This window comes from Cohnella fermenti (assembly GCF_004801405.1).
Classification (GTDB): domain Bacteria; phylum Bacillota; class Bacilli; order Paenibacillales; family Paenibacillaceae; genus Cohnella; species Cohnella fermenti.
The window spans coordinates 106019-119581 of the sequence record NZ_SSOB01000015.1 but is presented as its reverse complement, the minus strand read 5'-3'; the positions used below and the strand labels follow the sequence as shown (position 1 = coordinate 119581).

The window sequence follows — 13563 nt, the reverse complement described above, 5'->3', positions numbered from 1 at the left end:
GCTTCCCCTACGACTATACTCTTCCTCCTCTCGGGTCTCTTGGGGAATTCACTTCTTAAGTTGGGGAATTGTCTACTGGCGAACGGCTCCCTATTCGGCTCGAATTTGATAGAATGGGAACAGGAATCGAACCGGGGAGAGAAGGGATGTTATGAGTTCGGAAGCTGTCGATGCCGTCACGAATTCGATGCTGGAGCGAGCGCCGGTTATTTGCAGCTTCCGCACGGAGACGCTGCGCCAACCCGGCCTGCATTCCCACAACGGGTACGAGGTTTACTTATGCGCCAAGGGCAAGGGGCGCTTCTTCGCAGGGGATCGCATGTATCCGCTTGCGGAAGGCGCCTTGTTCATCATCCCGCCGATGCGGCTGCATCTGTCGCGGCCGGAATCGGAGCCGTTCCACCGCTTCGTGCTGTCCATCGAGGAGCACTACTGGGAGAAGCTGCTTCAGACGGATGCTCCGCTTGCGGATGCGTACCGGAGCTTGCCCGACGACGATCGGCTGCTCTGTCTGACGCCTGCGCCGAACAATGCGGCGATGCTGCAGGAGCTGCTGCTGCAGCTCGAGCACGAGCTGGCCCGGCACGAGCCGTATGCCGAAGCCGCCGTGAAGGGGCTGCTGCTGCGGGGGCTGGCGGAGATCGCCCGCCTGCGAACGGGAGGCCCGGCTCCGGCTCGGTCGGTATCGGCGGCGGACGTCAAGGTGGAGCAGATCCTGCGATACTTCTCCGAGCATTATCAGGAAGAGCTGCCGATGGACGAGGTCGCGGCCAAATTCCGCCTGTCTCGCTCCTATATGTATCGCATCTTCAAAAACCAAACCGGCTTCGCGCCCAATGAATACGTGGCTGCGCTGCGCCTTAACAAGGCGAAGGCGATTCTGCTCCGGACCGACTGGCCGATTATCGCGGTGGCGGCCGAGGTCGGATTCCGCGACCTGTCGCACTTCTGCCATATGTTCAAGCGCTTCACCCACACGACGCCAAGCGGATACCGTTCCCGCTTCGGGAAGACGTAACGGAAGCAAACACAGGGCCGCCCCAGCCTTCTTCGGCTTGGGGAGGCCCTGCTGTCACAGCTAATTGGCAATCGGATCGTTGCCGGCGAAAGTACCGAAGTTGCTCCATATCGCACCGGCTGTGTTGATAATAGTGCCGTTATTCGTGAGGGTGCCGGAATTCATAATGGAGCTGTTGTTCGTGATGGTACCGTCGTTCGTAATGACGCCGGTGCCGCTATATCCTGTGATGGTACCGTTATTGTTCACCGTCGCAGAGCTTAGAACAGCAGCCGTTCCGTCGACGATCAACGATGCTGCCATTGCCAGCGTAACTGTGCCGCTCACATTCAATGCGGCGTCTTCCCGGATGTTCCAATAATAACCTTCGTCTATCGTCGTATTGCTCACATTCAACGTCGAGCCTGCCTCAGCCTCTATATTGCCATCCATTGTAGAGTCGCTCACGTTCAGCGTTGCGCCTGCTGCAAGGGTCAAGGTGTGGCCATTCAACGTCATATCGCTCATATTCAGCGTTACGTCTTCCGGAAGAGCCCAATCATCGGTCAGCGCAGCACCGCTTATGGATACTTCCGTTGCGGATACGACAGTGACGGTCGCCGACTCCAGATCCAATGCTTCTGCACTCGCGATCCATTCCGGAAGCGGCTCGAACGCGGCCGCCTGAACAGCATCCGTTGCTTCACTGATTGCCATACCGAGGCCTTCCTTGGCGCCAATCGCCCACACCTGCAGCTTCTTCCCTGCGTCCGCTGCCGCAACGGTGTAACTCGCGGTTGTCCGGCCCGCACCGGCAGCGGACACGTACACGCCGCTTCCGGCTATATCTTCTGCCATCCATTCGTAAGTCGCGCGGTCGCCCGCAGATGTGCCGTCAGCCATCGTTGCGGCGGCTGTAAGAATATCGCCAATCCGAGGAGATGGGTTGTCTATCGCAACCCTTGCGATAGACACGCCTACCGCATGGGTCGCTTCGCTTGTTGCGGCTCCTGCCGCTCGACCCATGTACGATGCCACAACTTGCAGTTGCTTGCCTACATCCGCTGCCGCAACCGTGTAGCTTGCCGTTGTATTGCCATCGCCTGCAGCATTCTCATACGTCTCGCCGGCCTCTGTCTCGACCTTCCATTGATAAGTCACGCTGCTGCCTGCGGCACTGCCATCGCTCAATGTCGCACTGGCGGTAAGCGTATCGCCATAAACCGGATACACATTGTCGATCGTGACTTCAGAGATCGGAACGGATACCGCATGGGTCGTTGCGCTTCGGGTGCCGGTTATCGGGCTGACCCCCGTCACTGCCACTTGCAGCCTCTTCCCCGCATCCGCAGCAGCAACTGTGTAGCTCGCCGTTGTATTGCCTGTGCCTGCCGCATTCACATACGTTCCGCTGGCCTCCGTCTCAACCTTCCATTGATAGGTTACGCGATTGCTTGCAGACTGACCATCCCCCATGATAACCTCGGCATTTAATGTATCGCCTATCGCCGGCTCCGTATGGTCTATGCTCACGCTCGTTATCGTGTAATCCGGCTCCCACTGTGCAACAGATGAGATATTCCCGGCAGGCATACGATCCGGCAGAGCAGGCGACCAGCCTGCGAATACATAGCCTGCCCGCGTAACGGGCATGGACGGGAGGGAATACCCGTAAAGTATGCTTGGCGTGTAAGTGCCCGTCTTCGCGCTGGAAGTCCCTGCATAGACAGTCCCTCCATTGAGATCGAGCGTCGCCGTGTACACGTTGCGTTTGTAATACAGCTTCAATTCGAGAGGACTCGTCGTCGAATCGATGACAGTACCCGATGCAACTGCAGCAACTACAGCGGAGTCAATCGAGAACCCTTCATAACTCTTCGTTGCTGCTGTAACTGTCTCGTCTACGGGTCCGCTTAATGTCATCTTCTCGATTATCGTGTATTGGCCCGTTGTATCCGGCCTGTAATGGGTTACCGTATAGGAGGCCAGCTTCGCGCTCCACTGTGCGACGACCGTCATATCATGCGCCGGCACCGTTGTCGGAAGGGACGGTGTCCATCCGGTGAGGATCTCTCCCGTTCCTTGAGCTACAGCCTTATTGATGGCGCCTATCGAGCCTACAGCAGCTCCGTATGGAAGAGCGAATACATAAGGATCATCCGTATCCCCTACGAAAACCCTGCCATCCAGATCATAGGTTACCTTATACGTATTGCGTGTGTAGTACAATCTCAGGACCGTCGATCCGTCCCCTGATATGGTGCTCGATAGAAGGGTGGCCGGATTGCTGCTGTCAAAGGTGAATCCTTCATAGTCCTTCATCTTCGCCGTAATCGTTGCGGTATCCGTTGTGCCGCTATACTCCTGCTGATCAACGATCGTGTAGGTATTGCTTAGAACCGGCACGAGCTGGTTGTTCACCGCCATATTCTGTTGCAGGTAGACGACTTTGTAGGAGGTATCGGTTCTAGCCTGCCACTTCGCCGTGTATGCGGTATCTTGCCCCGGCACCGTACCCGGAATGGAGGTGACGCCATCGGACTCGAACCATCCGACCAGCGTATAGCCCGGTCTGGATATCGAAGGCCTCCATGTGAAGTTTTGCCCGATCTGCAGCGACTTCGTAAAGGTTGGGCCGCCCGCATAGCCGGCATTAAACGTCATCACCCTCGTATCCCGCACGTAATAAACCTTAACCACTGTCGTACCGTATCCATTAATGTACACGGAGGTTTTGGTTACGTCGCCATCTGCATTCCGGCTCACGATCGTGCTTGCGCCCGTACTCGCATAAGAGGTATACACATAGCCTTGAGCCTTGAAGCGGTCGGTATTCGCAGGCGTAAACGTCGAGAAGGCTGTGCCCGTCAAGCTCTCGGTTGCCGCGAGCGTCGCAGCTCCGCTATTCGGATCGACCCAATAATGCTCAATGGTGTACGGCATATCCGTTCTCAATGCCCAACGCGCATAGAGAATGACATTCTCTCCCGGCATCGTGTCCGGAATGACATACTTCGTGCCGCCAGTCGCATCCGTATACCAGCCTTCGAAGGTATAGCCCAGACGCTCGGGATCGGCCGGAGCAACGATCTTGTCTTTATACTCCGCGAGGATGTAGGTAGCCAGCCCTCCATTGCCCGTATTAAGCACGATCCTTCTCTTGCCTGAATATTTCAACCATGTCAGATCATACGTCCGCTGAATAGGAGTGGACGTAAAGGCTAGCGGCGCGTTATTCCATCTCACCGTCATGGTTCCGCTGGCAGCGCTCTTGTTCGAATCCGTCGGCTTGAGCGTGTTCGTCCTGGAATCGTACGTGAAGTCCGCATTGTCAACCGTGATGGTGTAATTCGATTTATCGAACGCCTTGGCGTACGTGTCCCCGGTTCTCAGATCCATCACACTCATGGTGAACATGCTGGCCGGCAAGACCATACTCTTGGTTGCTTCCATATCTCCCGAAAGCTTGATCGCGAGCGTGTCGTTCTGCTGGTAGGCGAAGTCGTCTACGCTTTCTTCCGAGCCCACAGAGAATAGCGGCCAGGTGTTGTCATACAGGGTCACATCGCCTGAGAGCAGCCCATCGCCCAACTGCGCCCCGACCTGCGATTCCAGATAAATGCCCAGTTCCACGTACAAGGCGCCAAGAGACTCGCTTGTTTGCACAGAGCCCGATTTTTGCAAATCGTAGTAGAAGTACCCCCACAGATTCAAGTACACGCCAGGCTCAACGGAGATGCCTATGCTGTCCCACTTGACACTTCCAATACCCGCTTGAAGCGTCACCTCAACGCCCGCTCGCAATCCGAGAGTCCCCAGTACGTAGAGCTTAAACTGGTAATCCCCATCGCCTGGAAGACTCACCGTGTTGCTGCTGCCCGTGAAGCTAAGAATGCGTACGGCAGCGGAGTACCGCTTGGCACTCTTGTAATTGAAGTCTGCTCCTACCGACAGATTCACATTGGCACTGACGACAAAATCGACGGAGAAGTTGATCTCAACGATGCCAAGGCACACTCTTAGGCTTCGATCGATGAGGCTCTGGTTAATTAATGGAACCCATTCCGTCTCGTTCTCCAATAAGCTCCGGTAACTCATCTTCAGCGTCTTCGCGTCTACTCCGGTATCTTGCACACCGTCGATCAACGCTTTGAGCTCCGTCGCGATATCCCGAACCTTCCCTAACTTGCCGGAGGTCTTGGCATCAAGCCAATCCTCTAACGCATCCTCCAGCTCATCGTTGGCAACGGTGGCAATCTCGGCCGTGATGTTGATCCCGGTGAACGTATAGGCATCCAGATTGGCGGTGATGATGTAATCTTGAACGTACGGGAAGATCCAATACCATCCGATTTGGGTATCGCCATTGATACTGAGATCCATGCGAATCTCTTCGATAAATGCAGCGGTCAGGTGGATGACAATGTCACTCTCGTCGTCCATATGAATGACAACATCAGCGCCCACTTGAAGCGAGACGCTTACGCCCGATCCCGTGAGATTGGTTAACGTGCTGGTTATGGCAGGGACGACGGTCAGATTCTCCACGTCAATCTTGGAAGCAACGCTAGTCGAAGACAGTGAGGCAATCTTGACGTACTCCTCCTTGAAGCTGGCGGTGCTCACGGCTACTTCGGACAAATAATCGGCGGCTTGAACGACGAACCCGCTGGCTACCGCTTGCTGCTTGACTTGCCCTTCCAATACGGCGACACTCTCGTCGGACAACAACTGTTCGCCATCAAGCGCTTGTTGCTGATACACATTCAGAGCGCTCGTAATTTGCTCCAGCGCGGCATCGGTATACGTAATGATATCCATCTCGGCATCGTGTGTTATTGACGTGATAAGGCCGTAACTCTCCAAGCTCGCATGGCTATCGAATTCGCCATTGTAGAACGCAATAAAGTCGCCCTCATTGACAACCGTAAGCTCGCTCAGGCCCAACGGCGCATATCGACTGTCACTATAATTCATGGTGTCATGCGCTACCCTGATAGAGAGATTCGTCTCGTCTCCATCCGTGTCCGCCTCCATACTTACAGGCAGGATATCCGGCTTGGCGAGCACCGCCTTGGAATCGGCATGGGTATAGGTGTAGGTGTTGCCTTCAATCGCCGCGATCTGCACATAAGCGACCTCTCCGCTCTCGGTTGTCTCGACGCTGCGAAGATCCGGACGAACCCCTTCATAGATCGCGACGATGTCACCCTCTTGAATCGCCGTGCTCCCGGCATATTCGAAGGTGCCGCTGCCCACATTCGCCTCGCTTAATTTCGAGCCGGCGCCTCCCAGCTCCGTTGCGATCACCGGAATCGCAGGGGAGTCCACCTCTTCGCCGTTCAGCATCATATTCGATACATCCGAGAATGCCAGATAGATCATGTCCGGATTCAACGGCACATTCAGAACCGCTTGTTTGGCGATGCTGAACACATAGATGGCCGTCGCAGCATCTTGACCCTTGTAGGACAGATTCTTATCCGTCAGTGTGAGTTGATACGTGTTGCCTTCCTCGAATTCGCCGTCTTGAGCCGCGGACGCCACTGTGAAGCGACCATTCGCGCCCGTGACGACGATACCCGCGAACGCGGGATTGGCCATGGCCTCGAACGTCATCCCCTCTTGCACTTGAGCAGCCGTCATGCTGCCAGTCGCATCGATCACATCAATGGTGAAGGTTGGCGCTTGGTCCAGCACCGTTACGCTGGGAATGCTCTCCACAGCCCTGTCGGGGCCCGTTATATAATTGGCATACAGCGTCGTATCGCCGGTGACCGGAGCCCCCTCGACGACGACTTGCGTGAAGTCGCTGTCGTAATACCAGCCCTGGAAGATGAACCCTTGCTTTCCCGGAGCCGGAAGACCGCTAAGCGTATCGCTTCTGTTGAGCTTCAAGCTGGCAATAGCAGAGCCGCCGTTGGATTCAAACGTAATGGTATAGGCTGCAGCGCCGTTGTCTCCCGAGTCGCCGCCGCCTTCTCCGCCGCCACTTCCACCGCCTCCGCTGCCAGCGTTCTCGCTTGCTTCCAGAGATGCCGACGACTCCGGATCGACTTGCTGGTTGGCCGACGCCTTCACAACTTCGTTGGCGCGCATGCAGAATACAGCCGCTTCGGCACGAGTGGCGCTCGACTTGGGATTGAGATTGCCATGCTCATCTCCGGTAATCACGCCCGCCTGCCACAGCTTGGTGACCGCGTCTGCCGCCCAAGGAGAAGTATCCGCCAAGTCATTCGGCAACGTCGTTATTGGGGTGTCCGCTTGATAAGCGATGCTCGCATTCTCGAAATATCGTAATGTCAGCGTCGCCATCATTTCTCTTGATAGAGTCTCGTCAGGCGAGAAGGTGTCGCTGCCCGTGCCGCTTGTAATGCCGTTCTCGACTGCCCACTGCACATAAGGCGCATACCAAGCGGTCGAGGACACGTCTGCAAATCCAGGGGCGGTGTATTGGCTTGCATCAACGCCTGCGATTCTTCCAAGTACCGTTACGTACATAGCACGGGTCATCGTTCCTCTGGGAGAGAAGGTGCCTGCTCCCGTACCCGTGAATATACCATTTTGCTGCACATAGTTTACCGCCTCATAGAACCAGTCCGTTGATTGGACATCTTGGAATCCGCTTGCCGCAGCCCCTGCATTCTGTGATGCATCATGCCATTCAATAGGAATGGAAGAGGAGTCTGTGGACGCAATCGTATGGGGGGAGGCAGCGGATACCCCCGTTGGTATTATCGATACCAACATAGCTAACAAGAGCAAGAAGCTGATCGTTCGCTTATATCGTTTGTCCAAGTTCAACACCCTTCCCCTCGGAAAATGCCGATTTTTGCTACACCGTAGCACATCCGGTCTAAACAACTCCTAAACAATTGCACCGCATGGAAAAGGAGCACCCCTCAGTCTCCGAAGATGACCAAGGGATACTCCCCGTTGGAAAATAAAGATCGCGTTGAAAAATAAGACCTCAGTTTATGTCCAGCAATCTCCTAAAGGCCTCCTTCGGCTCCAGCCTGAACTCGGTCTGCAGCATCTTCCGGAGCGCCTCGTATTGCTTGATCGCCGAGAATCGGTCGCCTGCTTGCACCAGCGTTTGAATGAGCAGTTCATGAATATATTCATTCAACGGATCTCGCGCAAGCGCATGCCTCAGCAACTGTGCAGCGGCATCGTATCGCTCTTGCTTCAGCTCGCGTTCATGGAGACGAAGCAGCAATGCAACGCATTCGCTCTCCGCGCGAACCCGCGTCGGCTCTGCCCATTCGTACGAAGCTCCTGCCATATAGCCCTCGCGATATAATTGAACAAGCTCATTGGCAAAGTCCTGCAGCTTGCTGTCATCGATCTGCGATTGAGCGGCCAGCAAGCGGTCCCACTCATCGAGATCGCAGTCCAACCGACTCCTATCGATTCGGTAACCGTCTTCCACATGCTGAATGATGCCGTCAAAGCCAAGCTGGCTTAACGCCTTGCGCAAATAGTGAGCCGTCGTATTGAACTGGGCCCCTGCCCGGTCGACCGGCACCTCTTCCCACAAACAATCGAGAATGCGATCCCTGCTCACCGTCTCGCCGCGATGATGCAGGAGAAAGGCCATCAATTCCTCGGTCTTGGATGTCCGCCACTTGATTGCCGCGCCGTTCTCCGTCTCCACTCGCAAGCGGCCAAAACATCGAATCCTCATTCGCGGCGAAGCATGACGATCGTTAAACTCATGCAGCAAGCGGCTCGCATAATGGGACACTTCCGCAGACTCCACGCCTTTGTCCACATACGATTGCACATACATAGACAGCAGCTTCGCCATCGACGGGCCCTCATCCACGAAGCTGCGGACGAAATCTTGCGGCTTCGCGAAGCGCAGCGCGATATCCAGCTTCGCCATCGCATGCTCAGTCCGACCGCTATGATAGAACGCCATACTCTGCAAGATCAGAATATGAATGCGATCCCGCAGGCGATCTTCCTTCGTCAGAAGATGATACAGCCTCTCTGCAAGAGACAGCGCCGATTCGAATTGTCCGCAGGCGGCAAGCACACGAACGAGCGCCAACTGTTCGGGCACTCGGTCCAGCGTTGCTTCGTCCAGGTACGACATTCCGCATTGCTGGAGCCACTTCCGAGCGGACACCAGGTCGCCTTGACGCACCGCCAGACTCGCTTGTTCCGCTTCGATCTTGCGCTGGAAGATGGCATAATCGGGAGAATCGATCTTCAGCTTAAGCTGCTCCAGCAGCATCGCCGCTTCGAAGGAATTGCCTTTCGCTTGTTGAATTCTCGAAGCCGCCACATCCAATTGATATAAATTGCGAGGAACCGGCGCGAACCCGGCTGCACCGCGCAGGCGGTCGATCCATTCCTCCGCTTCCTCTATCCGATTCCACTCGCACAGCAGCTTGGCGTATGAAGCACACATCGGCGACGCATAGGGATGGTTTACTCGGTCCCGCCAATGCTCCGTCATCCTGGCGAAGAATCGTGCAGCCGCATGATAGTCGTTTATGTAGCTTAGATGGTCATCGAATTCTTCCGTTGAATAATGCTTGTTGTTGCCGCCTTGAATAAATACGCTATGCTCAGATGCAAGCTCATCCCCGCGGATAAAATAAGCAGTGGCACGATCGAGGTCTTTGGTTATATAGGCAGCAGAAGCGCAGATGTAATAGATCTCTCCCAGCGTCTTGCGCCACATGTCGGGTTCAAGCTGATCCTTCAGCGCTTCGAAGCGGATTCGAAGCCGATCTGCACGGGCCGGAATGCTGCTGAATTGCCCGATGCCGACCATCGCATACAAACAAAACAGTTCGACAAGCGGTCGGCTTGAGACATATTGCTCAGGCACTTGCATGACCCAACGGGCAGTTATGTTGTTCTTGCCTCCACTAAGGAATTCATGAGCATGCGCCTCAACCAATTGTACGACCGCTTCATACTGCTTGCCTGCCAAATAATGCTCCACAGCCTCTTCGACAAAGCCGTTATTCTCCAACCATTGCGCGGCACGCACATTCGCCTGAATCCACAGCTTAGGCTCTCTTCGCGCGAGCATCGACTGCAGGAAATCGGACAGCAGGTGGTGATAGCGATACCACTCACGCTGATCGTCCAGCGGAATGATAAAAAGCTGCAGTTGTTCCAGTTGTTCCAGTTGCTGCTGGCCTCTCGCTTGACCGGTCACCGCCTCGCACAAGGCATGATTCATCTGACTTAACACGGAAGTGTGCAGCAGAAAATCTCGCACCGCCTCCGGCAGATCGCTAATCACTTCCTCGAGCAAATAATCGGCTATGTGCTGCTGATGGCCGCTGAATTGACGGATCGATTCCGCCAGATTGCCGCTTCGCTTCAGTGAGATGGCTGCAAGCCGCAAGCCGCTAATCCAGCCTTCGGTCTGGTCGTGAAGCAGCCTGATCTGCTCGGCCGACAGGTGCAAATCCGTCGTCTCCCGGAAGAATTCGTCCGCTTCCTCCGGCCGGAACCGCAAATGCTCGATCGTTGCGCGTTGCATCTCTCCTTTAGCGAGCAATCTTGCTGTCGGAAAGGGGAGGTCATGGCGGCTTGCGATATAGAAATGAATATGGTCCGGGAGGAATTCGAGCAAGAAGCTCATCGACTTCTGAATGACAGGCGCCGCAGCCAAATGATAATCGTCAATGATGATGACCAGCTCGTCCGGAAGGCCATTAAACTCATTCAGCAGCGCAGTCATCGCCGGCTCCATCGATGCGGAAGATGCGGAAGGCCCCTCTGTCAGCAACGGACATACGGTCTGGCCGAATCCGCCGACACGATTCCGGATCGAAGCGAGGATCGTACTCCAGAATGTGATCCATTCGTTGTCCTGCTTGCCCAGCGACACCCACGCAACAAGCTTGCCTCTCTGATTGGCCCATTCGCTTAATGCCGTTGTTTTCCCATAGCCGGATGGAGCGACCAGAAGCGTCAGCTTCGTATCCATGCCCTCATCCAGCAGATGAAGCAAATCCGGGCGGGTAACCAACGCATGCCGTTCAAGAGGAATGTGCAGCTTTGTCGCAGAAATCATCGGACCCCTCCGAAATAATGACGATAAATAAGTAATAAAGTATACTTTCGACACCGATACGTAATTTCCTACACGGTTGTTATGAAGATTTATGTCAATAGCGCCTTGTGCAATGACGAGAAAAAGCGCCCCCTCCGTCTGGCAGAGGGAACGCTTTGGAGAATGTAACGGAATGGACCGCTATGTTCAAAAGGATGGGCTTAGGCTTGGCTTAAGTTTAGCCCTCCGAGCCGATGAACAGGTAACGCGCGATGACGAGAACGAACAGAATCCACATCAGCCAGTGAACCTTGTGCGTCTTCTCGCCGCGAACGTTCGCGAGGGTCGCCAGTACGACATAGGACACGATGCCGAACGAGATGCCGTTCGCGATGTTGTAGGTGAACGGCATCATCGCGACCGTCAGGAACGCCGGGATGCCGATCGTCAGGTCCTTGAAGTCGATCTCGCTGACGGATTGCATCATCAGAACGCCGACGACGATCAGCGCCGCGCTCGTTGCCGGAGTCGGAATGAGCAACGCGATCGGAGCGAGGAACAGCGACAGAAGGAACAGAACGCCCGTCGTCGACGAGGTCAGACCGGTGCGACCGCCTTCCGCGATGCCCGCGGAGCTCTCGACGAACGCCGTCATCGTGCTCGTGCCGAGCATGGCGCCGCCGCTTACCGCAACGGAGTCGACAAGCATCGCCTTGCCGATGCGCTTGTTGCCTTCATCCTTGTTCTTCAGGAAGCCGGCGCGGTTGGCCGTGCCGACGAGCGTGCCGAACGTGTCGAACAGCTCGACGAACGTGAACGTCGCGATAGCGGTCAGAAGGCCGGTCGAGAGCAGATCGGCGAAGTCGAAGTCCCAGAAGTTAAGCTGCGTGAAGTCCGGTGCCCAATCCTGCCCCTTAAGCGTACCGAAGTCGACGACATCGATGCCCGGAATCGCGCCGATCAGAGTCGTGATCAGGATGCCGAACAGAATCGCGCCGCGAACGCGGAGAACCATCAGAGCCGCGATGATGATAAGGCCGATGATCGTCAGCCATACCATCGGGTCTTCCAGATTGCCCATGTGGATGACCGTCTCGCTGCCTCCCAGGTTCGTGTAGCTGCCTTGCTCGAAGGAGCGGCCGAACGCGTCGAGCGAGATCGTCATCACGCCGCTCGTCTTCAAGCCGATGATGGCGATGAACAGGCCGACGCCGACCGTAATGGCGTGCTTCAGACCGTCCGGAACCGCGACGACAAGCAGTTGGCGAACCTTCGTCACCGTCAGGATCAGGAAGATGATCCCGGAGAGGAAGACGGCCGCCAGCGCCATCGAGGCGCTGATCGGATGGCCGGTCGCCTGCGACGCGACGACGGTTGTCGCGAAGTACGCGTTAAGTCCCATCCCTGGAGCAAGAGCAACCGGGAAGTTGACGAAGAGCCCCATCGCCAGCGTGAAGATGCCCGCGCCGAGCGCCGTTGCGAGGAAGATGCCATACGTGTCCAGACCGGACGGCCCAAGGACGAGCGGATTGACGGCCAGAATGTAGGCCATCGTCATGAACGTCGTGATGCCCGCCATGATCTCCGTGCGGATATTGGTGCCGAACTCTTTGAGCTTAAAGAATCGCTCCATGGTTTATTGTGTCCCTTCTGTTTATAAATTGGAATCGAATTGCATACAAACCCGGAAAACGAGAAAAAACCCAGAAGATGTTTCTCCTAGGTTCCGCATAAGAACGCAAAGGTATACTCGGCAGCAGGCGTGACCTGCCGATTATCCGATGTCGCTGTCCGTAGCCGGATCATTTGCGGTGACCTCGTAGAAACTCCCAAGCCTATTCCCGGGATTATACGGCAAATCTTCAATTCCGACATTATTCTTCCTCATTGTAGGTATTAAGTCCGAATTCGTCAATCGAATAAACGAAGTTTTTTGGATAGTTTACATATATTTATTCGTATTGTTTCCGCTTACAATGGAAGATCGGTGGTGTAAATACCCATAAATCCGGCATCCGATCCGAACCTTCGTCTCTATCTCCCTCTTCGTGTCCTTCTCTCGCCTCCTCTCGCCTCCTCTCCTCTTATCTTCGAATCCTTCCCCTCTCTGCGTCCCCCTCCCGTCCCCCTCCTCTCCTCTCTCCGCGCCCTCTCCCTTTTCGCATCCTTCTCCCCTCTCTGCGCCCCCTCCCTCTCGCCTCTCGCCGCGGATTTTATGCGATTTTTCGTATTCGCAAGGCGATTCGGGGCCTCTATACAGCGGTTTTATGTGATTTTTCACATTCATTCGCCCGTGTTCCATCCGGATCGGAGCGATATATGCGGTTTTTCGCATACAAATCGCAATTTCGGCCGGAAACGGGCCCACGAATGCGGTTTTTCGCATAAAATCGACCAAATCGCTCGTTTCCGGGGAACGCGAATATGGATTTTCACACAAGTCCGCTCCACCTCCGTCCCCCGCCTCGCTGCCGCCTATCCGCCTCCCTCTCTTACCCCAACTCCTCCTCCCCGCATCGCCGCCCGCGCAGCTCCATCC

Annotated in this window: 5 protein-coding genes, 1 pseudogene and 1 riboswitch; of the genes and pseudogenes, 1 reads left to right on the top strand and 5 read right to left on the bottom strand. The window is 55.5% G+C overall.

Features of this window, described 5'->3' with window-relative positions:
- Positions 1-151 precede the first annotated feature (151 nt).
- Positions 152-1018 (top strand): AraC family transcriptional regulator, encoded by an 867-nt coding sequence (locus tag E6C55_RS13685; RefSeq protein ID WP_136370355.1) that lies wholly within the window; start codon positions 152-154, stop codon positions 1016-1018.
- 60 nt (positions 1019-1078) lie between these two features.
- Here E6C55_RS13685 and E6C55_RS13680 read toward each other — a convergent pair whose 3' ends face one another.
- From E6C55_RS13680 to E6C55_RS13665, 5 genes and pseudogenes are all read right to left on the bottom strand, one after another.
- On the bottom strand, positions 1079-7426 hold the full coding sequence (locus tag E6C55_RS13680; protein WP_230986678.1) for an InlB B-repeat-containing protein: 6348 nt from the start codon (positions 7424-7426) through the stop codon (positions 1079-1081).
- Between the two features lie 84 nt (positions 7427-7510).
- Positions 7511-7747, bottom strand: a pseudogene (locus E6C55_RS35390) (S-layer homology domain-containing protein); the annotation flags it as partial.
- Positions 7748-7967: 220 nt separating this feature from the next.
- The gene (locus E6C55_RS13675) at positions 7968-11045 is read right to left on the bottom strand and encodes a BTAD domain-containing putative transcriptional regulator (protein ID WP_136370353.1); all 3078 of its coding nucleotides are present in this window, start codon (positions 11043-11045) and stop codon (positions 7968-7970) included.
- Between the two features lie 217 nt (positions 11046-11262).
- Positions 11263-12657 carry an NCS2 family permease gene (locus E6C55_RS13670; RefSeq protein WP_136370352.1) on the bottom strand — a complete coding sequence of 465 codons (1395 nt, stop codon included), beginning with the start codon at positions 12655-12657 and terminating at the stop codon, positions 11263-11265.
- Positions 12658-12798: 141 nt separating this feature from the next.
- A riboswitch (purine riboswitch) is annotated at positions 12799-12899 on the bottom strand.
- A gap of 67 nt (positions 12900-12966) precedes the next feature.
- Complete coding sequence (locus tag E6C55_RS13665; RefSeq protein WP_136370351.1) at positions 12967-13311, bottom strand: hypothetical protein; 345 nt, start codon at positions 13309-13311, stop codon at positions 12967-12969.
- Between the last annotated feature and the right edge of the window lie 252 nt (positions 13312-13563).

What these genes read in the sequence shown, in the direction of transcription:
- E6C55_RS13670 (WP_136370352.1), bottom strand. Translation starts at nt 12,657, where the DNA reads ATGGAGCGATTCTTTAAGCTCAAAGAGTTCGGCACCAATATCCGCACG.
- E6C55_RS13675 (WP_136370353.1), bottom strand. Translation starts at nt 11,045, where the DNA reads ATGATTTCTGCGACAAAGCTGCACATTCCTCTTGAACGGCATGCGTTG.
- E6C55_RS13665 (WP_136370351.1), bottom strand. Translation starts at nt 13,311, where the DNA reads ATGAATGTGAAAAATCACATAAAACCGCTGTATAGAGGCCCCGAATCG.
- E6C55_RS13685 (WP_136370355.1), top strand. Translation starts at nt 152, where the DNA reads ATGAGTTCGGAAGCTGTCGATGCCGTCACGAATTCGATGCTGGAGCGA.